Origin of the sequence: Ralstonia sp. A12 (genome assembly GCF_000801955.1) — a bacterium.
Taxonomy (GTDB): domain Bacteria; phylum Pseudomonadota; class Gammaproteobacteria; order Burkholderiales; family Burkholderiaceae; genus Ralstonia.
Map to the genome: position 1 here is coordinate 236,635 of NZ_JSZO01000004.1, position 24,559 is coordinate 261,193.

General features: G+C 58.8%; 23 protein-coding genes and 3 pseudogenes. 15 read left to right on the plus strand and 11 right to left on the minus strand.

Annotation, left to right across the window (positions count from 1 at the left end; all coding sequences use genetic code 11):
• Positions 1-155: 155 nt before the first annotated feature.
• Both PI87_RS08740 and PI87_RS28480 read left to right on the plus strand, forming a co-directional pair.
• Positions 156-1,523: a hypothetical protein gene (locus tag PI87_RS08740; protein ID WP_232313965.1), complete on the plus strand. Its 1,368-nt coding sequence runs from the start codon at positions 156-158 to the stop codon at positions 1,521-1,523.
• A 29-nt stretch (positions 1,524-1,552) separates the two neighbouring features.
• On the plus strand, positions 1,553-2,056 hold the full coding sequence (locus tag PI87_RS28480) for a hypothetical protein (protein WP_039597391.1): 504 nt from the start codon (positions 1,553-1,555) through the stop codon (positions 2,054-2,056).
• A gap of 277 nt (positions 2,057-2,333) precedes the next feature.
• Here the strand turns inward: PI87_RS28480 and PI87_RS08750 are convergent, their stop codons facing one another.
• Both PI87_RS08750 and PI87_RS08755 read right to left on the minus strand, forming a co-directional pair.
• Positions 2,334-2,567 (minus strand): hypothetical protein, encoded by a 234-nt coding sequence (locus PI87_RS08750; protein WP_157003097.1) that lies wholly within the window; start codon positions 2,565-2,567, stop codon positions 2,334-2,336.
• Positions 2,568-2,663: 96 nt separating this feature from the next.
• Positions 2,664-2,879 carry a hypothetical protein gene (locus PI87_RS08755; protein WP_039597312.1) on the minus strand — a complete coding sequence of 72 codons (216 nt, stop codon included), beginning with the start codon at positions 2,877-2,879 and terminating at the stop codon, positions 2,664-2,666.
• 767 nt (positions 2,880-3,646) lie between these two features.
• Here PI87_RS08755 and PI87_RS29535 point away from each other — a divergent pair.
• Entirely contained in the window at positions 3,647-4,021 is a 375-nt protein-coding gene (locus PI87_RS29535; protein WP_039597392.1) for a hypothetical protein, read from the plus strand.
• Positions 4,022-4,066: 45 nt separating this feature from the next.
• Here PI87_RS29535 and PI87_RS08770 read toward each other — a convergent pair whose 3' ends face one another.
• Positions 4,067-4,561, minus strand: a complete 495-nt coding sequence (locus PI87_RS08770; protein WP_039597314.1) for a hypothetical protein — start codon at positions 4,559-4,561, stop codon at positions 4,067-4,069.
• Between the two features lie 161 nt (positions 4,562-4,722).
• Positions 4,723-5,838: a hypothetical protein gene (locus PI87_RS28050; protein ID WP_157003098.1), complete on the minus strand. Its 1,116-nt coding sequence runs from the start codon at positions 5,836-5,838 to the stop codon at positions 4,723-4,725.
• Positions 5,839-6,164: 326 nt separating this feature from the next.
• Here PI87_RS28050 and PI87_RS29540 point away from each other — a divergent pair.
• The 4 genes and pseudogenes from PI87_RS29540 to PI87_RS08790 all read left to right on the plus strand — a co-directional run.
• Positions 6,165-6,407: pseudogene (locus PI87_RS29540) on the plus strand (hypothetical protein); the annotation flags it as partial.
• Positions 6,408-6,464: 57 nt separating this feature from the next.
• Positions 6,465-7,190, plus strand: a complete 726-nt coding sequence (locus tag PI87_RS08780; RefSeq protein WP_157003099.1) for a hypothetical protein — start codon at positions 6,465-6,467, stop codon at positions 7,188-7,190.
• Positions 7,190-8,035 carry a serine/threonine-protein kinase gene (locus PI87_RS08785; RefSeq protein ID WP_039597316.1) on the plus strand — a complete coding sequence of 282 codons (846 nt, stop codon included), beginning with the start codon at positions 7,190-7,192 and terminating at the stop codon, positions 8,033-8,035. The genes PI87_RS08780 and PI87_RS08785 overlap by 1 nt, the downstream gene beginning before the upstream one ends.
• Positions 8,036-8,223: 188 nt before the next feature.
• The gene (locus PI87_RS08790; RefSeq protein WP_157003100.1) at positions 8,224-9,318 is read left to right on the plus strand and encodes a hypothetical protein; all 1,095 of its coding nucleotides are present in this window, start codon (positions 8,224-8,226) and stop codon (positions 9,316-9,318) included.
• A gap of 271 nt (positions 9,319-9,589) precedes the next feature.
• Here the strand turns inward: PI87_RS08790 and PI87_RS08795 are convergent.
• Positions 9,590-10,243, minus strand: a pseudogene (locus tag PI87_RS08795) (plasmid partitioning protein RepB C-terminal domain-containing protein); the annotation flags it as partial.
• Positions 10,244-10,324: 81 nt separating this feature from the next.
• Between PI87_RS08795 and PI87_RS08800 the strand changes: the two are divergent.
• A complete protein-coding gene (locus tag PI87_RS08800) occupies positions 10,325-12,109 on the plus strand; it encodes a DUF262 domain-containing protein (RefSeq protein ID WP_039597318.1) in 1,785 nt (594 codons plus the stop codon).
• Between the two features lie 323 nt (positions 12,110-12,432).
• On the opposite strand, the gene PI87_RS08805 is transcribed toward PI87_RS08800, so the two are convergent.
• The 6 genes from PI87_RS08805 to PI87_RS08830 all read right to left on the minus strand — a co-directional run bounded on the left by PI87_RS08805 (position 12,433) and on the right by PI87_RS08830 (position 19,832).
• Positions 12,433-13,977, minus strand: coding sequence for a hypothetical protein (locus PI87_RS08805; RefSeq protein ID WP_039597319.1), 1,545 nt, complete (start codon positions 13,975-13,977; stop codon positions 12,433-12,435).
• Positions 13,978-14,292: 315 nt separating this feature from the next.
• Positions 14,293-15,195: a plasmid partitioning protein RepB C-terminal domain-containing protein gene (locus tag PI87_RS08810; RefSeq protein WP_039597320.1), complete on the minus strand. Its 903-nt coding sequence runs from the start codon at positions 15,193-15,195 to the stop codon at positions 14,293-14,295.
• Positions 15,192-16,091, minus strand: a complete 900-nt coding sequence (locus tag PI87_RS08815; protein ID WP_039597321.1) for a ParB/RepB/Spo0J family partition protein — start codon at positions 16,089-16,091, stop codon at positions 15,192-15,194. The genes PI87_RS08810 and PI87_RS08815 overlap by 4 nt, the downstream gene beginning before the upstream one ends.
• Complete coding sequence (locus tag PI87_RS08820) at positions 16,088-17,653, minus strand: recombinase family protein (protein ID WP_039597322.1); 1,566 nt, start codon at positions 17,651-17,653, stop codon at positions 16,088-16,090. The genes PI87_RS08815 and PI87_RS08820 overlap by 4 nt, the downstream gene beginning before the upstream one ends.
• Before the next feature lie 165 nt (positions 17,654-17,818).
• Positions 17,819-18,262 carry a hypothetical protein gene (locus PI87_RS08825; RefSeq protein WP_039597323.1) on the minus strand — a complete coding sequence of 148 codons (444 nt, stop codon included), beginning with the start codon at positions 18,260-18,262 and terminating at the stop codon, positions 17,819-17,821.
• Positions 18,263-18,905: 643 nt separating this feature from the next.
• The gene (locus tag PI87_RS08830; RefSeq protein WP_039597324.1) at positions 18,906-19,832 is read right to left on the minus strand and encodes a hypothetical protein; all 927 of its coding nucleotides are present in this window, start codon (positions 19,830-19,832) and stop codon (positions 18,906-18,908) included.
• 98 nt (positions 19,833-19,930) lie between these two features.
• Here PI87_RS08830 and PI87_RS29915 point away from each other — a divergent pair.
• From PI87_RS29915 to PI87_RS08860, 7 genes and pseudogenes are all read left to right on the plus strand, one after another.
• Positions 19,931-20,041, plus strand: a pseudogene (locus PI87_RS29915) (amino acid ABC transporter ATP-binding protein); the annotation flags it as partial.
• A 64-nt stretch (positions 20,042-20,105) separates the two neighbouring features.
• Positions 20,106-21,041 carry a bestrophin family protein gene (locus PI87_RS08835; RefSeq protein ID WP_039597325.1) on the plus strand — a complete coding sequence of 312 codons (936 nt, stop codon included), beginning with the start codon at positions 20,106-20,108 and terminating at the stop codon, positions 21,039-21,041.
• Between the two features lie 48 nt (positions 21,042-21,089).
• On the plus strand, positions 21,090-21,542 hold the full coding sequence (locus tag PI87_RS08840; protein WP_039597326.1) for a hypothetical protein: 453 nt from the start codon (positions 21,090-21,092) through the stop codon (positions 21,540-21,542).
• A 36-nt stretch (positions 21,543-21,578) separates the two neighbouring features.
• Positions 21,579-21,878 carry a PAAR domain-containing protein gene (locus PI87_RS08845; protein WP_039597327.1) on the plus strand — a complete coding sequence of 100 codons (300 nt, stop codon included), beginning with the start codon at positions 21,579-21,581 and terminating at the stop codon, positions 21,876-21,878.
• Positions 21,879-21,940: 62 nt separating this feature from the next.
• Positions 21,941-23,404, plus strand: a complete 1,464-nt coding sequence (locus PI87_RS08850; protein WP_039597328.1) for a phage tail sheath family protein — start codon at positions 21,941-21,943, stop codon at positions 23,402-23,404.
• Positions 23,405-23,416: 12 nt separating this feature from the next.
• Entirely contained in the window at positions 23,417-23,971 is a 555-nt protein-coding gene (locus PI87_RS08855; protein ID WP_039597329.1) for a contractile injection system tape measure protein, read from the plus strand.
• A 25-nt stretch (positions 23,972-23,996) separates the two neighbouring features.
• Complete coding sequence (locus PI87_RS08860) at positions 23,997-24,449, plus strand: phage tail protein (protein WP_039597330.1); 453 nt, start codon at positions 23,997-23,999, stop codon at positions 24,447-24,449.
• Positions 24,450-24,559 lie beyond the last annotated feature (110 nt).

A 24,559-nucleotide genomic window follows, 5' to 3' on the forward strand; every position in this document is an offset into this window, starting at 1 on the left:
TCACGGGCTGTCCAGACCACCACATCCGGCTCGTCGACAGATGCAACGAATGTGGAGAATTGCTTTCACCCAATCGGTATCACATCGACAGGTGCCAGTGCGGTCAGAGTCTTTACTTGCTTCCTCGTACACCTTCCACGCGAGCCGAACACTGGTTGTCGACACTGATTGCCAGTGACGGCAGACTATCAGGTCGCATCGAACCTGCCGTGCATGGCGTGGATGTTGTTACGCTGGGACAAGTTGTGCGCACGCTTTGCCTGTATGCGGACCCCAAGTCCGCGTCACCGCACCGCGGCGCCGCCTTGCCGAGGTCTGTCGCGGAGGCGGTCGATTTGCTAGCGCCATTGGAAACGCTGCTGGCAGATTGGCCGACCGGTTTCCAGTCGCATGTCGAGCAACGTATCGCACTAGGCAACCCAGGCGCGCGAACCCTGAACACGTTGCTCGGCCCCTGGTACGTCGGCCTGCGAAAGCTCTGTCAGGGGACCGCGCTTGAGCCTTTTCTCAAGGTCATCATCGAAGTCGCCGCTGCCCGATTCGATGGGGCACTCGGACTCGATTCAGCGAAGGCGATGGTTGAGGAGGTGACGGAGTACGTGCGTGCGTCAGAGGCGGCAAAGACCTTTGGTGTCAGTCTGTCTCGTGTGCACAAAGCTATCCATGCAGGGGAGTGCAGTCATCGCACGCGTCGTTCAGGTACGCGTGGCCAGGTCTACGAGCTTGCCTGTGCCGAGGTGGAGCGTATCAAGCAGCGGCGCAATGAGTGGGTGTCGAGCGCGGAAGCATGTGAGCTGGCCGGGGTGCCGCCGTCTGTGCTCGAACACATGATTGCCGCCGGCGTGATTCAGGCGGACGCCAATTGGCGCCATGACCTTTTGAAAGGCGGGCTCGTAGAGCACCGGTCAATCTCAGAGCTAGCGGACCGTGTTCGAGATGCCGCGGAACCGGCCACTGCGTCCGAAGACGACAAACTCACTTGGGCGGAATTGTCCAGCCGGCGCATGGGAGACAAGCGGGCTATCCAGGACGTGATGCGGGCCATTGCGGAAGGCTCGGTAAAGGCTGTTGCGCAAGGTCGTCGACTTGGCGACATGGTGTTCCGCCGAGCGGATGTGGCTTCCTACTTTGGCACCCCACTACTCGAGGCGGGGATGTCGATTCCGCAGCTCTCTAAGTTCACTGGCTGGAAGTGGGAGACCGTGTCGCACTGGATAGACGAGGGTCTGTTGGAGTCGGAGACCATTGTGTTGCGAGGCCAGGCGTGCCGGGTTGTGCTGCCGCATCAACTGTTGGCGTTCCGGCAAACCTATGTGCCGCTTGCTGACTTGGCTCGCGGCATCGGGTCCAAGTCATCCGCGCTGTCGAAGCTTTTGTCTGGTGTCGATATGGTGGGTGCGAAGCAACTTCCTGGAGGCGCGGTTCGTGGTGGGCTGATTCGGGTTGCCGATTTGTGTCGCCTCGCGGTGCTCGGCGCACGGGCGGGCCAGGATTTGTTTGTATCCGCTTCGCCAGTTCAATAAGACCGAAGTTGAAAATGACGGAGGTGCGTATGGCACGGCGACTGCAGGATGTCCTTAGCAAGCTGTATAGGCCACCACCAGATGGAGTGAAGCAAGTGTTTGCGCTAGCGAGAGCCGATGCAGAAAGGCTACCGCAGCTAGCATCGATTGCCATTATTTCCATCACTTCGCCTGAGCGGCCGCCTGCAAATCTCGGCGGCTTTGCTCATGTTTTGCGCATGAGCTTTGCCGATGTGGACTTTCTCCACAAAAATTTGTCGGAGCGCGCTCGCGGCAAGCTTCCATACGCCTTCACTGAAGAGCAGGGCTATTCCATTCGTTCGTTTATCGAGTCGCTGCCCGCCGAAATCAGGTCCGTAGTCGTTCACTGCGAGGGCGGGTACTCGAGGTCGACAGCAGTTGCCTTGGCGCTGCATCGATTGTATGGCTTCCATGCAGAACTGCCTCACCTAGCGCAGGCAAATCCGTCAATCATCTCTGTCATGACGGGCAATGGTTACGTGCGCCGTGTCCGAACAAAACCCAATCGCTGAAGTATTCACAGAATGCAGTTTTGTTGCCGAGATTCGCGAAGGGCCAGCCTGACAAGCATGTAATGCCAGCAGCTACGAACTGGACGTAGGTGGCGTTCATTGCGCTTTCCGCATGTAGGGCTGAACCAGGAAAGAGCTCACTATGTTTGCGCCTACAAGGGTTCAGCCAAAAAACGTATGCATACCTTGATGGTTTGGCTACGGGTGGTGAGGCTGAGCTCAGCCCTCCCTGGCTTGAATGCCTGGGACGCACCTTCACTCAGCCGCCGCCCTGATACTACGGTATGGAGCCGGCCTCGCCCGGTAGACTTTCGTTCCACGCCTCTGCCTTCGCCAGCGTGCCGGATGTCTCAGAACTGCCCCCCAGAATCCGGTATCCCCTGCGCGCTAGTGCTCGTACCTCGCCCGCGCAGGCGGCAATGGCCACATCACCGAAGCCCATCTGCTGGATGGGGCGGCCCCACTGTCCGGCGGCATTCCGCGCGGCGGACAGCATGTTAGCTTCTTGCATCAAAGTATATGCAGCGCGGAGGAGCATGATGCGCCGATTGACGCCCTGGGGGCGTGTATGGCCCCATGTCATATCAAAGATGCGGTGGGCCGAGACCTATTTTTCTGGACTGCGGAATGGCTCACGCTGCCTCGCTCGGCAGATTTCAAGCTCTCGCGAGAGTGCGTCGATTTCTGTTTGCATGCTCGCCGCTCTCTTGAGCAACTGGCCGACCCCGTACCAATACTCGTAGCCGAGGTCCCCGTCCTCTAGCGCGAGTTCGTTGAACTTGCGCAATGCGATGCACAGGTCGATTTGGTTCTCGGATGCCATCGTTGTGCTCCCTTTTTGCGCTCCTGGGTTAGCTTCGCTACCTGCCTGCCGTCCGGTCCACGTAAGGTCATTCTAGGTGCCAAAGGCATGAGCGGCATGTCTTCCGCAGGCGTGAGGTGAGGCGCTGCGTTGTAGCTGCTTGGTTGGGAGCATAGTGGCCTGGTCTTATCTCGACATCTTCTGCTTGTCCCCGCTTTTCCTACCGGCGGCCGCGCGACAGGCGCTTCAAGGCCTGTTCTTCCTCTGCGGACCAATCTACCGGGCGCTCCCAAAGACACGGCTCCCCAAACAGCACCGAATCCAGTGTGTTCAATCTCGCAAGGAACGGCTTATCGACACCCCACATGCGGGCAATCGTGAGAACACCATAAGCCTGCCTCGCAATGTCCTGCAGTCGATGGATTTCCCACAGCAAATCGCGGACTTCCGGCGTTGGATTGCTCTGCCACATCGCGCGGAGAGCCGCCGAAGTCAGCTTCTTTCGGTGAGGTGTTCGGGATGGAAAGTTGCCTGCCGTCATAACCACAAATACTGTATATTTATCCAGTATCTATGGCCGGTGGGACCCCGTCAATCCATTGCGGCTTGAGGTGGCGAATGCATCTCCACGACAGTCCTACAAGTGCCTCCGACGTCTCGGTGAGGCAGGACCGGCTGGAGATTCACTCGATAGAGAAATAAGCAGGAGCCCATCAGGGAAGAAAATGATGCAAACGGGACATGTGGTACGCATGCGCTCGCGACTCCCAAGGAACGATGAGACGGCGATATGCACTGCACGCGCCGGTAGTCGCGAGGAGGCGCTACGGCTGGTCGGCTCCGGTGGAGTCGCGGTTGTCGAATTGGACTATGAGTCTGGCTGGCAGGATGCGGTTGAATTGGGCCGGCTCGGCAGAGCCGTTGGCGTTCGTGTGGAATTCCGTGGCCACGAGAGCATCGCCGTCAAATCGCCAGCAGCGCTGGTTGCTGGACTCGCGCGGGCGAAAGCTACGTTCCGGCAGCGGAATCTCTATTGCCAGTTTGACTTGGACCGAGTGCCCGCAGGCGAGCTGGAACTACTCGAGGCAAAAGCGGAACGGCTGGGTGATTACATCTTGGGCGGTCATCTACTTCGAGAGGTCGACGCGGTTTGGTCTGACTAGACCCGTGTACCTCCAACGCCGACCCTTCGAACCTGATTTCTCAGCTCAGCCGCGACTTTCGCATGCTGCAATGATTTTGCCGGCCAGCTCCGTGACGCTCGGGCAGCGATAAGCGGAGTACCGGTCAGCGGTAGCTTGGTTCTTATTCGCCCGAACTACCCACTTTCCTGAAATGTTGCCCGCAACCTCAGGGAGCCTCTCCATGGGGACTAGCCATAGAGCCTCGAAGTTTGTGAAGTCGGGGCTGATGAGAGCCGCAACGAGGTAGGTGTGTCGTGTCGCACGAAACGTTGCTTGACGCACGCCAAAGTGGACGACGTTCCCTCTTTCTCGCGTTCCTGCTTTGTACAGCGTGACGGTACGGCACTTCAGTTGAATAGCTACTGAGTTTCCAGTCTGTTTGTCGTAAAACAGCACATCAAGCCCGTCATCATCAGCATACGGCTGAAACGGCGACAGCCTCCCGTCGCTCGCTTTCATGACGGCATTAACCAGAAGGTTTTCGCCGATGGTGCCGATTTGCGTCGAGGTTAAGGCCATGCTTCAGTCGTCCAGTGGCTGGTGAGCGTGAAGGAAAACTTCGCTGAGTTTCGATGCGTCCGAGGCCATCGGCTGAACATTCCTTCACGTTGGACAGAGGCCTACGCGTTGCTGCAATCTGCGCTAGGAATCTGTCCCGCGGGGGGGGCGTGAGAGAGCGCCTATCGTAGCGGCTTGCCCGTCTTGGTGAATCTGTCGAACGAGTACACATGTTCGGCAGGATATTCATCGCACTTTCCTACAAGCCGCCCGGGGAACTCTCGTCGACCGTCGTGCAGATGGACCGTCTCTCCACACCTTGGGCAGGGAGCCGAGTACCGCACCAACCGTATGACGCGGACGTGCTGTCCGTTATTCGCCGGTTCTTTTGCTGCTTCAAGTTGAACGTGTTGGTCGCGGAACGACAGGAGTACGTCGGGAGCCATGATGATGCGCAAATCAATCAGCCTCCAAAAGGGGCTCAGCAATTCGTAGCCCAGCCATCCGACCAGAGCAGCGGACAGAATCAGCGTAACGATGTCTCCAGTCCGTATCCTCGCTGACTGAGTTGTCAGCGCGAGCCACAGCAGGATAAGCAGCGTTCCGAAGACCACAATCCCTCCGACGCCGTACAGCACGAAGGCGACACGTCGCCATCCTTTCAGAGCAAAGCCCGTCTGGATAAGTGGCTTTACCCAAAAGGCAGGCTTCAAGGTCAGGTCTGGCACGTATGCGATACCGCCCGGTGCCGGTGGAATTGGCTCTATATCCGACGCGGGAAGGTTGCGAAATTCGATGTCATACGTGGAGTTGTTTCCAGCGCCACCTGCGCCAGCAATCTTCCTGGGCCACGCGTAAGTCGATAGACCGCCCTGCCGGGCGAACTCTTGGATGCCGGTTTCCCATTCTTCCAGACGCTTTTCAAGAGTGCTCCAGTTTCTGGTGAGCCAGCCGGTGGCCCGGTCTGCTGGCACCTCGTGCCCCACCATCCCTGCGACGTTGGCTGAGTTGTAGGCAACCAGGGGTTTGCCTGCATGCAGTCTCTGCAAGCTCTCCTCGGCGAGCGCGCGTGCGACCCTCAGCGGCTGCGTCTCCTTTCCCTGGAGTTTGAGAAAGCCCAAGAACGCGTCAAGCGCACCCTGCTTTTCGTCCGCGTCCGCCTGGTCCGCTTCAGTATCTACCTCTTTGATTTCAATGGAAATATTTCCGTCTCGCACAGTTTCTTCCACTGTTGGTGACTGTTTTCGATGACTCGTGCTGACTAGGCTGGCCTCGTAATCAACACAGGAGGTCAACATGTTCGGGCGAAACGGAGTATGGACGTTTTCTATTCTGGGTGTGTCGGTTCACGTACGTGAATTACCCGCAAACAACATCGCAGTGTTCCACCCAATCTGCGAGCCCGTTCGGCAAGTGGTCGAGCCGATTTGCCGGGGACGTGGGCGCTGGAACCCGGAGTTCAAGAATTGGATTGTGTTCGAAACATTCAAGGATGCCGTTTTGGCGGAGCTTGGTCAGATTGCAGACGGTCGCTGACTCTTCTGCCCCAGGTGACCAGAGCGACGCGCCTGGTTGCCACCATTGGTCTTTGGACCGGAAGCGCTCAGCTATCGAGTGGCGGCTTCCGGTGGCGACGTTCGAGCGGATATTCAGTAACAGCTTTGCAGGCATCGCACCGGGGGGCGTGCCCGGGTTCGTGCTGGCCGAATGTGTTGATGCTGTGCTCGGTGCTTTGCTGCATCGGTTGCTTGCCCCTCGTCTTGGCCGCAGCGGTCCCCCAGAATCGCCTGCACGAGATTCTTCATTGGCAGTACGGCCAGGACCCACGGACGGCACGCGGGATTGCGTCGGGGCCAAAGTCGTATAGCATTCACCCAACGATACCGCGCTGTCAGCAACTCGCGACGCGCCCACACAAATTGGCATGTTTTCCTACGCTTCCATCAAAACTGCTGAGCAGCATCCTCTAGCTTCGTTCCGAAACCCTGTGGATGGGCCGGAGCTAAGGGTTGTTCAGTCATTTTGCGAAGAGCTAAGCGCCGGCCCCTGGGGGGATATGGCGACAACTGTCTTCGTTGAACCCAAGATTCACGGTTGCTTCCCTGACTTGGTTGTAGTGCGATGGGACCCTGAAGTAACCGAAACGTGGAGCGCAGCCCGAGCAGAACTTGAAGCTGGCGACACGTATTGGCTGCACTATATAAACGAGCTGGGCGCGGTCGACCGGCAGACCATCTGCCAGCGACAGGGCAACAAGCGCGGAGCGAATACATGGGAACGCCTCGCTTCAGCGGGCGTTGCCGTGCCGGTCGGTGATGAATTGCGCCGCAAGCCGCTGGCAGAGGTGTATGCCGTTAGACGACTGATTGCGGTGGAAGCGAAGGTCGGCAATTGGCGCCGGGGGCTTGACCAGGCATTCCAGAACACATGGTTTGCATCGGAGTCCTACCTGCTGCTCGACCAGCTCGGCAAGAAGAATGGCTTGTTCGAGCGGGCCAATGAACTGGGTATCGGCTTGCTTGAGCCGGGTAGCTCGTTCGATAGCTGTCCGCTACCCGCGAAATGCGGGGCGCTACCGCTGTCGCATGCATCTTGGCTCTTTAACGAGTCTGTTTGGCGTAGCTACCCAAGCCCCATCGCAAAACACTGATGAGTCAATCGCCCCCGGCTGTGCCGCCAGAGTTCTCTCACTATCGAGACGTACGGTACCTGACGACGGGAGGCCAGAAACAGGTTTTCAGCGCCACATGCGACAAGCACGGCAGCATCGTGCTGAAGCTCTTTCAAGCTGGCACGGACAGGGCCCGCTTTGAGCGGGAAGTTAGCGCTGTACAGCAACTTGGTAGTCGGAACATCCCGGCAATCCTTGAATGGGGAATGTTGGGGGAAGATGGCCACCAGGGTCCGTATGTCATTGAGCCGTTTGTTCCGGGTGGCTCAATTCAGCAGCATATTGATGCGGGCAGCCTTCAAGACCACAACATCATCCAACTCGCCCACGATGTTCTCTCGGTGCTCACCCTCACCGAGCAGAAGGGCATCGTTCACCGAGACATCAAGCCGGCCAACCTGCTGCTGCATGCGGACACCAACGCCATCTGGGTATTGGATTTTGGCATTGCGCGGCATCTCGACCGCACGGCACTGACCGTAGGCCCGATGGGCCCTTGTACGCCAGGTTTTGCCCCGCCCGAGCAGTTCAATGCTCTGGTTAGTGATATTGATGTGCGCAGCGACCTTTTTGCATTGGGCGTCACGCTGTACACCTGTGTCGAGCGAAAAAACCCATACCTGGACGGCGCGACCAGTCACACAGAAGTGTTCCAGCGCATGCAATCAACTCAGCTTCCGAGGCTATCTCGAGAGCCGGACGGATTAGCTGGCTTTACTGACTTGGTTGCCGCAATGACGCAGCTGCGACGCACCAACCGCCCGCGCACCGCTGCTGCGGCCCTGGAATGGCTTAATGATTTGCTAGCTCAACGAGCCCAATGAGGCTCTACGCTCATCTGCACAGGCCGATGCGACGTGGTGGCCTGGACAGAATACAAAACTGGGGAGGATTTCGAATGGAGCTGAGTCTTCAGTTCGGCTTCGGGATGATGGAGCACTGCCGCTTCCTTGTTCGGTCGTGGGGAGGCGGGACTGTTGTCCTTAGCCCTCGTGATATGACCGAGTCCCAGATGGCACAGCTATCGCAGGACGTAGCGAAGAATGGCGGCCAGGTGCTCATTGACCCGCAGCTCTACCTGCCCAAGGCAAATCATCAACGGCTCACAGGTCATGAACATTGGCCAAACGGTGCCGGGCTGCACGGCACAACTGAACTATCGCGCGTCCTCACAGCCTTGCTGGCTCGAAATCGAGAATGCGCGGCCGCACAAATCATACTGCCCGGCGTACTGGCCAGTCGCATCGATTCAAACTGGCTCAACGGCACCACGTTGGTCCTGGACGCGGCCTCTCGAATGGGTATCTCGGCCGACCAGTCCATTCTCACTGTCGCCTTGATGGCGGACGCCGTAAGGGATGACCGTCAGATTGAATTGCTCGTTGAGGCGCTGGACAGCTGGGCGGTGTCGGGCATTTATCTCATCGTGGAGCCGCCATCCGGTGCGTATCTGGTCGGTGACCTCACATGGACGACCAATGTGCTCGACATCATCGCAAGCGCCAGGCTCGCAGGCAAAGCAGTGATTTTGGGGTATTCGAACCAGCAGATGTTGATGGCTGCGTGCGCGGGCGCCAACGCGATATGCTCGGGGACGTGGATGAACGTCCGGTCCTTCACCCAAGCTCGCTTCTTGTCTCAAGACGACGACGAAATAAAGCAGCGCTCCACGTGGTACTACGCACCGCACTTGTTTACCGAGTTCAAGATTCCGACGCTCGACATCGCCAAGAAGATTGGGGTGCTAGACCAACTGAAGACTCCGCCCGAATTCGGGTCAGACTTCGCGGCGCCGCTTTTTTCGGCGCCGCAGCCAAGCCTGGCGGGCTTCGCCGAGCAACAAGCGTTTCGCCACTTTCTGCAGTGCATGAAAACACAGGCCGCGGATTTTTCTGGCTCAAGCTTTGATGTAACCATAGCTGGCTATCGGCAAGCACTTGATGTGGCAGAGGCCACGTTGAAGGGGCTCCGGCAGAAATCCCTCACCGGCCAACAGCGTGACTTCTACGGCGCGGAGTGCTTCGACTCGAATCGGGCGGCACTTCAAGTGCTAGAACAGAACCATGGTCCCCGGCTGCGGCGTCAATGGAAAGCACTCATGGGTTGACGGTATACGTACCGTCGGGTCGTTGGTTTCAATACGTCAGAGTCACCGTTGAGCGGCACAGCAGGTCACATTGGCTTGTAAGCGAAGACTCGTTGCAAGAAGACGAAAGCTATATAGACCGCAACGAGCTTGGTGCGGACGCGCTGAAGACACGCTCATCGACCTCGCTGGCCGTAATCCTCAACCGAGTTGCGGAAGAGCTAAGGCATGCTTACATGCGGCAAGCCAGGTGCGGTGTCGGCAGTCCGTTCCCCGCAATGCTTGGGTCCAGCTAGAGGACCACGCCGCACGGCTGCTGGTCGAGAGAAATGGTTGCGATGATGGATTCGAACTCCACCATCAAATCCGGATGGCGCTGGGCAACGAATTGTCGTGCTAATTCGTTTTCGAGGAGTTTGGCCAGGTATCCTTTCGCCAGCACCAGATTTAACACGTTCTGACCGTACGTCTGTTCCACGAGCTTGTACTGCCCCTGCAGGTTGCTCATTTCCTGCTCCATCTTCGCCATCTGCTCCGGGCTGACTCCGGTCAGCTTGCGCGGCTTTTTTCCCTCGACAAGACGCGCCGCTGGCGTGGCCACCAACAGCGCCTCGGCATAGGAGACTGACACGTTGTTCGCGGCTACCATCAGCTCAACGCATTCGACCTGGCGTGTGGGCTTCATTTTGCAAATCGCGCGAACAAGCTCTGAGAACTGCCGGTCTCCGAGTAGCTCTGCCGCTTCGGGGCAAACGCCATCGAGCAGCGGCATCTTCTTCATAATCTGGGAAACGTCCACGGAAAGGGCTTTCGCCAATCGCTCGGGCGATACGCCTCTGTCAATGACGCGCCGCCGTATCATGTAGCGCTCCTGGATGGTAGAGAGCCGATTGACGCGGTTGTTATACGTGTAGCTCTTGTCATCGGTCGCCACAAGGTAGGCAGCGTTCGCTTCCGGTTAGGAGCGGTCATTTCTATAGCAACACGTAGTTAGATGTGAAATCGCAAAGCAAATTCAGGGGGAAGTGTGAGTACGAGAACAATTGAGCAGTTCTTCACCGGCAAGAGCTTGGAAATTCCTCCATATCAGCGAGACTACGCTTGGAGTACGACAAACGTCGATGACCTGTTCGACGACATCCTAGAGGCAATGGAGATGGGGGGCAGCCACTATCTCGGGACGTTCATCTTGTCGGCTGGTGCGACCAAGGACCGCTTCAAAGTCGTGGACGGGCAGCAGCGGCTAACTACGCTGACGATGCTCCTGGATGCCATGGTTGCAGCTCTTCCTGAGGGAGAGGTCAAGACCTACTATCGGTCGACGTTTCTTCGCCACCCGGTGCATGGACCGAAATTTACAGTCCTCGGCGAAAACCAGGCCTACTTTGCTGGAATGCTCGAAGACAAAAAACCGCATCCCGCTACCGAGGGGCAAGTCCGGTTGAAAGAGGCTTACGGCTGGATTCGTCAACGAGTCAAAGTCATCAAAGGCGATGGGGGGGAGAGGGCAATACAAAAGTGGTTAGAGAATATCGGGAAGCTTGAGGTGCTTGAGTTTATCGAGGCGGAAGAAGGTAAGGCAATCCGCATGTTCCAGTCGGTAAATGACCGTGGAGTGCCACTGTCCAAGATGGACATTGCAAAGAGTCTTCTTATCTACTATTCAAATAGATTTCTATCCGGTGAACTTGACGAGTTTGTGGCCGAGCGATTTGGGTCGGCATTTCGTGACTATAGCCTTATCAAGGGATTGGCGGCGCAAGAGGGTTACCAGATTCGACTTATAAATCGAAATGCTTTCCGGGAAGACGATGTTTTTCGATACCACTACTTCGCTTTTAACGTCGACGAGCACGCAAGCTCAGTTGCATTCGACTATAACGCGTCCTCAGAGACGGTTCTTGAATTCTTTCTTAAACCGATTCTGAAAGCTTTGCGAAGTGATGCGGCGAAGCTGAGCGCGTTCATTCGGCATTACGTTGCTGACCTTGCAGATTTTTTTGCTGCGTTGCGTGCGCTGATTCAAAAAACGCGTGATGACAAAGAGCTATATATGCTTTTTGTCGTTGGTGACCTCGCGGCAACGCTCTACCCGCTTACGACGCGCCTCGCAATGCGAGGCGTTTTGAGAGAGCGCGCATACGTGCATGTCGACCTGTCGCTACTTCAGATGATTGAGGTTGCGGACCTTCGTGTTTTCAAGTTGCGAGGCACAAATCCGCAAGCGGATATTCTTAACCTCACTCGTGAATCTGCCGATTTGCCATTGGCGAAAATTGCGAGCCACCTACGATGGTTCGTGTCCAAATTCATGGACGACGGGATGTTCGAGTCTCGTTTGTCAACGGAAGAAATGTACCGAAATCCGGGGCTGCTGAGAATTCTCAGCGCTGCGGAAGAGGACCAGCGAGTTGCGATTGGTACTGAGGAATTTGAAGTGCAGGAGCTGGTCAGCCTTGTCTGCTCGGGCCAGACCGTGGAGCATGTCCTTCCGCAGGAGCCGTCATTCGGGGTCCGTGCACATGGGTTTGCAACAGCCGAGGCGTATCTCGGTCATATCCATCGGCTTGGCAATTTAACGCTCCTTGAGAGCACGCTGAACTCGTCATGCAACAATCAGGCGGTAGAAATCAAGATGAAGGATAAGAAGCTCTATCGTGCTTCAGGTTACGAGATGACTAAGTCATTGGCCGCAATGGGGGCCACCAAGACGCCGGCTTTTGCTCGAGTGGATATTGACAAGCGTTCCGCTGAGCTCGCACGCCTTTGTGTTGCTAGATGGCCGCTTTGGGACTATGAAGAAGCAAACTAGGGCTTCATGCGGTCCCGCCCGTCACGGGATGTGATGTCATAAACGCGTACAAAGAGAGCCGTTGAAGACGCCCGGCTCTCTTGGCCATTCGGAGCGAAGAGTTACCTTGAACTGGAATAGCTGGTTAGCCCAGAAGCTACTGGAACTCGGAGTTCAAGAACTGGATTGTGTTCGAGGCATTCAAGGACGCCGTTTGGGCCGAGCTCGGCCAGATTGCAACCAGTCGCTGACTCGCCGACCCCACGGCAGTCAGGGCGACGTCCCTGGCTGCCAACCACGGCGGCAATCCCGCCACGGCCGAAAATTGGAAATCAGGCGCCGTCCTAATCTGAATAGACGGCTCTCTTCAAAACCTCGAATGCAAATTTGAGGTTCTCGTCTGTCGGTGGTTCTTTGCGCAACCACCTGGTTTCAAGGCCGAGATACGTGGCCCAGTGAATGCCCTGCGTGAATTCCCGCCACCTATCGGTTTTCGCAGCGAGCTCAATGTACTGATTTACGAGGACTCCTTGATGTGCTCCCGCACAGTACTGGGCGCATTCGTACGCTTCCTGGATGCATTGGAAAGCCTCAGCGTATTTTTGTTCGCGATAGTAGTAGGTACTTCGTTGCCAAGGAACCATCCATGGAAGTGCCCTCGTTAGCCCGCGATTCTCGAGGCGGGCGCGATAGGTCTCAATGCTCGAAATGCTAAGGTCGCTAGACTCTCTGGCCGCCAACCCATCCAGCAGGAGTTCTGCAAATCCGTCAGGGATGGCGTGTTGAGGAGCAAAGGCGTCTGGGCGTTCAAATTGGAGCGCGGCGAGTCCTCCGAAGGCCCGAGTCTCCTCAATAGCTTCATTGACGGTGAGGCAGCCGCTTGCCACGGCCTGGCTCATCAGGTCCTGCCGCGCAACAAACTTGTGCCAATAGTCGGTGACAACCTCGAACCAGACCTTATCCCACTCGCTTGGCGGAAGGTGCTCGCGAGCGATGAGTTGATGAACGAACTCGCGAACTCGTTGAGTATCGTCAACAACGAGCTCGGCGACCAAGCAATGGCGGCTGCAGAACTCCTGCAGCGTCTCAGCCCCGAAGTGCTTCAGAACGAGCGTCGAGACGTAAGTCGCGGCCCGCGACAGAAATAGCGCGGTCCGGATGCTTACTTTCTGCTGTTCGGGAAGCGACGGCAACCCTTGCTTGGCTCGAAATCTGTCGAGTGCTTCGAATGACTCGTCGAAGTTCCTGAGTAGCGACGACCAGGATGGAAGGTTGCGACCTGCGAGCCAATTTTTTGCACTTTCGAGGTTCTTGCCGAGAAGCGCCAAATCCGCGTCGTCCGGGCAATGGAAACGTTGGATTGAGGTTCCGACGAGCTCGTACGCCCAGCGCATGACGCGTTCGAGAGGCCACTGCCAGTCATCACCGTCTTGTTTGGGTAAGTACCAGAAAGGGTCTGCTGGCACCAGAAGGTCGTCGGCCGCGACGTTATATCGTTGGAGATGCTTGGCGAGCGAAATCGCCAACCTTGGGGCGGCGCTTTCCAGCAGAAACCATTTGGCAGTTTCGGACTTTGTGAGATAGGTGCCGTCGGTTCTCAGGGCGTATCGATATGTATCGAACAGGTCGAAAAAGACATCTCCGAACGCCCAGAATTCGCGCGCTGGCAAAACACCGGAGATGAGATAGCTAAACGTCACGAGAAGCTTACCGAGATTGGGGTCGAGTTGACCGACCTCATTGGCTAGGCGTCTCAGTGCCGTCTGCGTGGATTTTTTTCTCGCTTCGTCAAAGCTATCGTCTTTCTCGTACTTCCTGGGCAGAACCCCGGACGCGTCGAAGACGAACTGCACTACTTCACCTTGAGTGGGGAAGCCAACAACCTTCATGATTTGGACCCGTGTCAGAAAACAGGAGGCCCCGCAGAGGCGGGGCGCTTGCAGACTACTTGCTCGTCTGATTCGGATTCAACTGTTTTCCTCGGTTTCCATGCACCTTGGCATTTGTGGAATTCGTCCCGCTCGTTCCCTTGTTCTTGTTAAGTGAGTCCGCGCGGTCGTTGGCTTGCTGTTTCGTCTGGCTCTTCATGTCGAGCTCCCTAGTAGTGGAAGGAGTTGGCATGCTAGGTAGCCGCTCGGACGACTACCAGGTGAAAATTGGCGACGAAGTTTTTTTTGGGGGGCTCGTGGCAGCTCTGCGCCCGGCTAGAGGACCACGCCGCATGGCTGCTGGTCGAGAGAAATGGTTGCGATGATGGATTCGAACTCCACCATCAAATCTGGATGGCGCTGCGCAACGTACTGCCGTGCCGATTCATTTTCGAGGAGCTTGGCGAGGTACCCTTTCGCCAGCACCAGGTTTAATACGTCCTGGCCGTAAGTCTGTTCCACGAGCTTGTACTGCCCCTGCAGGTTGCTCATCTCCTGTTCCATCTTCGCCATCTGTTCAGGGCTGACTCCGGTCAGCTTGCGCGGCTTCTTGCCCTCCACCAGGCGCGCCGCTGGCGTGGCCACCAACAATGCCTCGGCGTAGGAGACCGACACGTTGTTCGCGGCCACCATCAGCTCAACGCATTCGACTTGGCGCGTGGGCTTCATTTTGCGAATGGCGCGAACAAGCTCCGGTGAAAACTGGCGGTCGCCCAGCAGCTCCGCGGCTTCGGGGCAAATTCCGTCGAGCAGCGACATCTTCTTGATAATCTGGGACACATCCACAGAAAGAGCTTTCGCCAATCGTTCGGGCGAGACGCCTCTGTCAATGACGCGCCGTATCATGTAGTGCTCCTGGATGGTCGAGAGCCGATTGATACGGTTGTTATACGTGTAGCTCTCATCATCGGTCGCCACAAGGCAGGCCACCTGCTCGTATCCCAAGTCCTGAATAGCAAGTAAGCGCAGATGCCCATCCAGCAGAACATGCTGCCCGGAGGACTGGTCTGCAGGCGTGACAGAGAGTGGTTCGATGAGGCCCACCTCCGCAATGGAGGTTCTTATCTGTTGAAACTTGCGCGATTCCAGTACAGGCGCCGGTACTCTGCGTGACGGCAGGATGCTGGCGACGGGCACGGACAACGGCTCGGGGATGAATCCAAGAGTTACGCCAGTCATGTGCCACTTCCGATTGGCCAGACGCGCTCGGCAAGGTACTTCGGCAGGCTAGCCAAGCCCTCAGCGCGCAGCAGGTTGACGAAGTTCTCATCGACAAACAGTTGTCGCAAGGCGCCGACCACAAATAGCAACCGCTGTTGCGTGAACTCCGCCTTTCTCACCATGGCCTTCTGACGCTCCACCTCGCGCTCATACGTCCTCACCAGGCTTGATGTCGTGACCGATGCGGACTTGTGCGTCATATTGCGGGTCGCGCTTCGCCCGAGTGTTTTTCGGCGCTCGATGACGCGGCGAGCGTTCATCAGTTGCTTGCCCCGTAATTTTCCCGACTCATAGGCCTCCTGGAGTGCCGCCTGGATTCCAGCGTCGTCGTTGCCGGCCCCGACAATCGTGAGGGCCGCGTTCAAGGGGACGAGGCCTTTCTCTACCGCAACCACAAGTCTCTCTTCGCCCTGGCGCAGCAGGGTGAGGATGCCTTGGACGTAAGTGGGTGTAAGGCCTGTCTTCTCGGCAATGACCTTCGGCGCGTATCCCTGGTCCTGCAATTGCCGAATGCCAGCCAGCCGTTCGAGCGGGCGGCACTGTCTGCGCGCGATGTTTTCCGTCAGACTCATGACGAACGCGTCCTCGTCGCTCACGCTTACAACGAGTGCAGGGATAGTTTCTTCGCCGAGCGAGCGAAACGCCTTCAGCCGCCCCTCGCCGCATACCAGCAAGTATTTCTCGATGCCGCCGGCCGTCGCTCTCGGCGTGACAACGATAGGCTTCTTGAGGCCGATGGTCTTGATGTTGTCGACGATTTCTTTGAACACTCGACCATTGCGCTCGCGCGGATTGATGACTTCAATCTGAGCGACGGGGACCATCCGGATTTCGCCGAGCTGCTGCGAGTTCATGCCACTCTCCTGAGCCGGGCGCGCGCAGCCATGCCATAGAGGTAGTCCAGCGTGTCGAAGCGGTAACTCTCGAACTCGATTGGATTCTGGTCTGCGAGGTGGATGCGCGGTTGTCCAAAATCCAGTCGTGGCAGCAGGTAGTAATCCAGTGCCGAGGCATTCGTGTGGTCGAGCCGCACCGCTACCGTGATGTCCGGCAGGAGGCTTGTATCGAAGCGCACCTTCCAGTGATTGCGGCCATTGTCATGCGCCTGGCAGCGCGAGAGCACGATGCAGGCCGTGAACTCATCATTGACCGTCAGCAGGTCGGTCGCCGGGTCGCGTATGACTGCGCCGCCCAAATCCGCGATTTTCCGCTCCGTCTGCGCGATGATTTCCGGATGCAGCTGTCGCAGGAAGCGGTTGGTTTCAATGTATCGATAGTCTCGACCAGGAGTAAAACCGACGGTCTGGTAGGCGCGAATCAAACTGCCGAATCGGTACACATAGACGGATGTGGAGGGCATGCCATCCGTCTCATCAATCACGACGCCGGACAGAAAACCCCGACTGCGGTACAGGTTGCGCAATCGTTCGATGAGCTCCTCGTTTGAGTAGCGACGCGCTCTGGCTCTCATGATGCCTTGAGCCGTGTAGAAGGTTTCGCTCGGCACAATTCCCTGAAATGCGCCTTCCTTTCGAATCCACATGTCGGGTGTGTTCGCCACCCGCAGCTTTTTCAACTTGAACGACACCCGGTTGTAGACGTTGTTGCCGATGTATTTCTCGTTGGTCAATACCTCCCGAACCGTGGCGCGTGTCCATTCCCGATTAAGGTCAGTCCGAACATGCATGCCATTCAGGCGAGCTGCGATTTCGTACTCGTCGAGCGACTCATTGATAAACCAGTCGTAGATTAAATTGACGATTCGCACCTCGCTGTCTGGTCCCGGCATGAGGATGACTCGGTCGGTCTGGAGGCTTTTGCGGTCGCCACGGAGCAGCTCTGCCTTCATGAGGCCGTGCTCATCGACCAGTACGCGGCGCAGCCCGTAGCCGGCAGGTCCTCCTTGTCGGAAGCCCATCTCAATCAACCGGCATTGGCCGGCAAATACTTTCGCGGAGAGTTCTCGGCTGTACTCGCCAGCCATCGCCCGCTTTACCCCTTTCACGATGGTCGAGACAGGGGAGCCGTCGTTCTCGAATTGCTCGGCGCAGTACGCCACCTGGATGCCTGCGCGGCGGCAGATGTACTCGTAGTACGCGCTCTCGTCGGCATCCTGGAATCGTCCCCATCGACTCACGTCATAGACCAGGATGACGCAGAAATCGGCCTTGCCATTGGCCACATCGGAAATGAGATTCTGAAGCGCCTGGCGACCATCGATTCGAAGCCCACTTTTGCCCTCATCGGCATACGTGCGGACGATTTCGAATCCGCGACGGGCTGCGTAGTCCCGAATTCTGTCCCGCTGGTTCTCGGTCGAATACTGCTGATGCTCAGTCGACATGCGGACATACTCCGCCGCCCGTCCTCCGAAGGAGCCGGCTACGACTGCTGCACCCGCGTTATTGGATGACATTTTTCACTCCGCAACTCAGGCATAGGCCGCGGCAGGCACCGAGGGTGTGGGGCCTCATGCTCACGCGCCACGATTTCACATCAGGCGGTGGCGTTCGAAAACGAACTTTGGTGAGGCCAGCGTAGCAGGCACGGCGCCAATGAGAATCACGTCATCTCTTTGCAATCATGCCGGCGGGCCTGTCGGCGCAGACAGCACGGCGATGTGGACGGTCCACGCGTCCATCTTTGCAACGCTGCTTTCATCCGCATGAGACAGCACGTAGAAGCCAGAACCCAGCGGCCAACGGCGCCCGATGACGTCCATCTTTGCAATCGGTCTGCAACTCCGCCGTGCATTGCGCATCCGCTGCATGCTGCGGTTGCGCTCCCGGTACGCCGGATGTGCAGCTCGATACTCGCGCCAATAGCCTGAGTGGCTGGCGCGCCATTTCGCCTGCGCCCGGGCTTGGTTGTCGCGGTAGTCCTTGTCGATGCGGAGCCGGTGGTTCTGCCAGTCGCGCCGGCGGGCGCGCTGGCAAGGCTTCGACGAGCAGTAACGCTGGTGGGGAACATGCGGCAACGGGAGGAACGCGTTGCCACAGGCGAGGCATAGGCGGGTCGATTTCATGAACACCCTCCAGGCCGGGTTGTGATGGGCGGACGGGTAGCGTCTCGACCGGCCACGGAAATCACTGGCCTGAGGCGGGGTAGAGATGGGGGAGACAACTCGGCAATTGCCTCGCCAAACGACCATCGCAATTTGCTAGAGGCGATAGCGGGCCAGTCGCGGATACTTAGACATTTCCGGAGCGCCGGCGTGCATCGAAGGAGGGTTCGCTCACGAGTGCAATTTGCTAAAATTGCCTTGTTTCAAGCGCAATTCTTGCGGCGGCCAATACAAACCTTGGCGACAGCTGCTGATGGGATGGCTCCATTCCATCGCGCGCTCCCGCGCGCATCGAGGCTAGTCGGGGAAGGAAGTTCTCGGGTTATGCGTCCACTTTCTCGCCTTTTGCTTCCCCGGTTGGCTTGAACCCCTTGTCCCACAAGGGGCAGTTTCTTGGGTTATGAATCCATCTACATCTAGCAACGCTGGAAACAAAACGCCGAGAGATTTCTCGGCGTTTTTTTTAAGGCACAAACGGTGTCGGGGCGCTGCTCCTGCGCGCGCCGTTCTTATCGAAAGTGCTGTTGCTGGATGGCTGCACAGGTATAGCCTCATTGACGTCCGTTGGGCAAGGCTGTATATGAAAACGCAGTTAAGAAATTGCTTAACGGCGGGAATGGCGTTGATGCTGCGGCGTCAGCGTATGCTCGAAGCCATCTTCCGCATCCTGCACGATCAGCGCCTTCGATTTCTCCAGCTCGAACCTGCGGAACGCGTTCTGCGCCCGGTCCTGCGCATTGGGTCCGTTCTTGGTCCGGCCCTTGAGCTGCGGATGATTGAACGCCTGATACTGCAATGCGTGCTGCACCATCAGCTGAACATCGGGATTCATATCCACGTTCACGCTGAGCTTCATCACTTCGAAATTCTTCACGGCCATTTCAGCGGCCTGCTTGACCTGCTCCGGATTCATGCCCTCCGTGGCCTGCGTCAGGATCGCATTGAGATCCACATACGAGAAGTCGCCGACCGGTTTGGCCTCTTCCTCGGAATCGGCCATGCTTCCGTCATCGCTATTCTTGTTCTTGCGCTTCTTGTGGTTGACCTTGCCCTGCTCTAGATGCTGATGCGTAAGCGAGCGCGCCTTCGGGTACGAGGCCTCGGTATTCCGGTGCGTATGCAACCGCCGCCCCTTCTGCTCGAGCGTAAATTGCTCGCCCTTGCCATCGATCATGGCCCGCAGCGTGCGTTCATTCAGCGTGCCGTAATCCTTGCCATCCGTGGCAAGCTCGACAAGTGCCGCGACCTTGCCTTGGGCACGCGGCTTCGTGCCGAAAAGCTTAAGGCCCAGCTTTTGCGCAGACTTCTTGTTATTGATCGAGCCATCGTTGTAGATGAACTGGCCCTGCACCACAGGCGAGGATGCACCATTGCTCAGTGACCGCAATTTGCGCTGCTGCGCCACCATCCGCGGCGAGCTATCGATGGTTGCCTGCAAACCGCCGGGCACCGCCAACGCGACGCGCCCACCGGCGCTGCGTTCGTCAGCTGGCGTACGAGAGAAATCCTGCTTCTTCAGGGATTCACGCATGGCGCATCCGAGCAAGTGATGTCGCCGTAGACACTACCAGCGCGCCTATACAGTGTCCATGCCCCGTCGGGGGCCGATCGCCCCAAGAGAAAGCTTGCCAGCGCGTGTTCATGCACCAAGGGCTGATTCACGAAAGCGGCCCCGCCAAGGCGGTGCTTGCCAACCCCAGGACGGCGGAGTTGGCGGCGGTCATTGGCGCGGTGCAATGAGTTGAAGCCGCCGGCTGGGGCCTCTGCCATAATCCTCCGCACTCCCGCCTCTGCCTCGCCCACCATGGTCGTCCGCCCACACCTGCACTGGTTCCGCATGCTGATCGCGTGGCGCGGCTCCGTTCTGCCGCAGCTTCTGCCGCGCCTGTTCCTGATCCTCTGCATCTCGCTGGTGGCCATGGCGGTGCATGCGCATTGGCTGCCGATTGCCGTCAACCTGAGCACCACGCCGTTCTCGCTCATCGGCATTGCGCTGGCGGTGTTCCTGGGTTTCCGCAACAACGCCAGTTACGACCGCTATTGGGAGGCCCGCAAGCTCTGGGGCCAGTTGCTCAATGATTCGCGCTCGCTCATGCGTCAGGCACGCACGTTGCCGCGTGGCGATGGCCCGAACGGCGGCGTGGCCGATGCCGACGTACGCGAGTTCGCGCAGGTGCTGGGCGCGCTGCCGCATGCGCTGCGCCACCAGTTGCGCCATACCGATGCGCGTGCAGACTTGGCCGCCCGCTTGCCCGCTCCGCTGTTCGAGCGCGTGATGGCTGCGCGCTACCGGCCCATCGCCCTCGTGCAGTGGCTGGGGGAGTGGGTGCAGCGTCGCACGCAGGACGGGGTCTTGGACGCCTACGCCGCGCTGGCGTTTGACCGCAACCTGAATGAGCTGTCCAACGTGATCGGCGGGTGCGAGCGCATTGCTTCCACGCCGCTGCCGTTTGCGTATTCGGTCATGATCCAGCGCACGGTGTATTTCTTCTGCGCGGCGCTGCCGTTTGGGCTGGTGGAAAGCATCGGCAATTTCACGCCGGTGTTCTCAGTGTTTGTGGCGTACACCTTCATGGCGCACGAGGCCATCGCCTCGCAGCTGGAAGACCCGTTCGGCCTGGAAGACAACGACCTCGCGCTCAACGCGCTGTCCGTCATGATTGAAGACGCAGTGCGCGACATGATGGGCGAGCCGAGTCTGGAGCGCCCCAGGCGCGCGCAGGATTTCATTCTCGATTAGTGCGTTCCATTCGATCGGTGCAACGGTTTGACCTCAGGAGACAAGGGCATGTCACACGAAGGCGCAGGGCCAGCAACGCAGCAAGCGGCGGGTGAGCACAGCATCAGTAAAACCATCGTCACGCGCACGCGGTTGAGCATCGAGTTTGATGACGAGGCCAAGGTCATCCGCATCAGCACACCCGGCGGCCAGCGCATCACGCTGGACGATACGGCCCGCAGCGTGACCCTGCAGGATGTCAGCAACAACCAGGTGACCCTGGCGCCCGAGGGCATCACGCTGCGCAGCTCCGGCAACGTCACCATCCAGGCCGGTGGCGCGCTCAAGTTGGACGCCGTACAAGGCGTGTCGGTGCGGGCACAGGGGAGTGATGTGTCCATTGGCGGGATGAACATCACCGCGCAGGCGGAGGTGGCGCTCAAGGCCACCAGCAACATGACAGCCGAGCTGAGCGGTGGCGCAACGACCACCGTACGCGGCGGCATGGTCATGATCAACTGATACCCCAACCGTTCTAACGTTGCCACCGGAGCCGCCATGCCTGCTGCCGCACGTATGACCGATTTCCACCAGTGCCCGATGGTGACGCCGGGCCTGCCCCCCATCCCACACGTGGGCGGCCCCGTTACCGGGCCCGGCGTGCCGACTGTGCTGATCGGCAGCATGCCGGCGGCCGTGGTGGGGGATACGGCGGTCTGTGTTGGCCCGCCAGATTCCATCATCCAGGGCTCGTCCACCGTCCTGATCGGCGGCAGGCCCGCCGCGCGCATGGGGGATCCCACGGCCCATGGCGGCACCATCCTGCTGGGCTGCATGACGGTGATGATCGGCGGTTAGCAAGGCGGTTGGCAGGGCAGTCCCTCTCTCACCCCAACGCGCTGGAAGGCGCCTGACTGACGATGCAATACAAAACCCCTGGTGTGTATATCCCGGAGCCCACTGCGGGCGAGACCAGCGTCGTACCGGTGCCCACAGCGGTGCCGGCTTTCCTTGGCTATACAGAAAAGGCCGTTGCCACGGGCGAGCTGGTGCGGGCTGCCTCCATGGCGGACTACGAAGCGCAGTTTGGCGGGCCGCCGCCGCTGGCGTTCACGTATGCAGATCTGGCGGATCTGTCCAATGGTGGGTACGTGCTGCAGTATCCGCACCGGTTTGTGCTGCATGCCAGCTTGCAGTTGTACTTCGCCAATGGCGGCGTGCCTTGCTTCGTGATGTCGGTGGGGTCGTATGTGGCCACGCCGCATGTGAGTGACTTTGCGGCGGCGCTTGCCGAGCTGGAGCAGGTGCAGGATGTGACGCTGGTGGTGGCGCCGGATGTCGCAAGCCTGGGCGCGGATGTGGCCAGCGCGTATCCGGCGCAGGCGCTCGCGCACTGCGCCAAGTTGCAGAACCGCTTTGCCATTCTCGATGTGCCCAGGGGCGATGCGCCGCGCGGCACCGGTGCGCAAGACCAGATTGCGGCCTTCCGGGCGTCGGTGGGTTCAGATGGCCTTAGCTACGGGGCCGCCTATTACCCGTGGCTCAACACGACGGTGCTGGGTGGGGTGGATTTCCGCGCGATTACGCCGGAGTCGTTGCCGGCGTTTCAGGCGCGGCTGCAGCGTGATGTCGATACCCTGTGTGCCGGGCAACCCGCCATGGCGGTCCAGCTTCAGGTGCTCACGCAAATCATTGCCAGCCTGTCGCATGACATGCCGGCCGTGCAGGCAACGGCGGCTGACCAACAACTGGTTGCGTCACTGGCGATCTATCGGCAGGTGATGCAAGACATCCAGGCCCGCGTGAACCTGCTGCCGCCCAGTGGGGCGATGGCGGGCGTCTATTGCACGGTAGACAGCACGCGTGGCGTGTTTGTCTCCCCCGCAAACATCGTGCCGCTTGGTGTGGCGTCACCGGCAGTCCGATTGAGCGACACAGACCAGGAAGACTTGAACACGCCGCCAGACGGCAAGGCCGTTAACGCCATCCGCACGTTTCAGGGCTACGGCACGCGCGTCTGGGGCGCACGCACGCTGGATGGCAACGCGGATGACCTCCGCTACATCAGCGTGCGCCGCACGCTCATCATGTTGGAGCAGTCAATCAAGGCCGCCGTGCAGACCTACAGCTTCGCGCCCAATGACAATCAGACTTGGTTCGCAGTCACGCGTGTCATCAGCGCATTCCTCACCGCCCAGTGGAAGGACGGGGTGCTCCAGGGGGCCAAACCATCCGCTGCGTTCTCGGTCAGCGTTGGTCTGGGCACCACCATGACGAGCGAAGACATCCTCAACGGCACGATGCGGGTGTCGGTGCAAATCGCGCTGGTGCGGCCGGCCGAGTTCATCGTGCTCACGTTCGCACAGCAGATGGTGCGTTCCTGACGAGGTATACCCATGACGACAGACAACCTCATTCGCCCCGATATGAACGACAACGCAGTCCCCATCCCGGTCTCCAACGCAGGGGCGGTGCTGCTCTGCCCGTTTCTGCCGCTCTACTTTGAAAGGTGCAGCCTGGCGGTGCGCGATGGGCAGTTTGTCGATGCGGCCGCCAGCCATCGTGCGGTGCGCCTGGTGCATCTGCTGGCAAGCGGCCAGTGGGTGGAGGATGAAACCGTGTTGCCGTTGGCCAAGGTCATGTGCGGCGTGGCGCTATCCACCGCGCTCCAGCCCACCAACGATGCGCCGACCGAGCAAGAGCTCGAGCTGAATCACTCGCTGCTGCACGCCGTCACGCAGCATTGGGACAGGCTGCGCCACGCCTCCATTGATGCCCTGCGCGCAACCTTCCTGATGCGCGATGGGCGCCTGACGCAATCGGGCGCCGGCACCGCCTGGCAGTTGAATGTGCAACGGACGAGGGCCGACGTCTTCCTCTCTTCGCTGCCGTGGTCGTTCAACATCGTCAAGTTTGCTTGGATGCCGCAGCCGGTGCACGTGCAGTGGTAACGATTGACACTCAGGAGACTCCACCATGCCCGACCAATCCAAAGAGATTCCGCAGCCGCCGGCGGTGTTGGTTTTCTTGGTCGACATTGGCGGCATGAAAGACATGCCGTTTCTGGAGGTCAGCGGCCTGGACGTGCAGACAGAGTCGATCGAATACCGCGCAAACAACGCCAAATCGTTTCCGAAAATCAAGGTGCCGGGTGTCTCCCAGGACGGTCACGTCACGCTCAAGCGGGGCATCTTCGTCAAGGACAGCACCTTCTGGGCGTGGTACGCACAAATCCAGGCGAACACCATCCAGCGCCAGACGGTGACGATCAAACTGCTCGACGCGCAGCACAAGCAGGCGATGACGTGGACGCTGCAGAGCGCCTGGCCGACGAAGGTGACCGGCGTGAACGCGCAGGCCGACCATGACGACGTGATGGTGGAGTTGATCGAGCTTGCGCATGAGGGCATCACGGTCACCGGCGGCTGATCGGGCGTGAATGTGTCCGGCGCCGGAGATGCTGCATTGAGCGCCGCTCAAAAAGACGAAGCCCCTCGCACAAGCAAGGGGCTCCGGGCAGCCGCCTGACTGAGTCACCC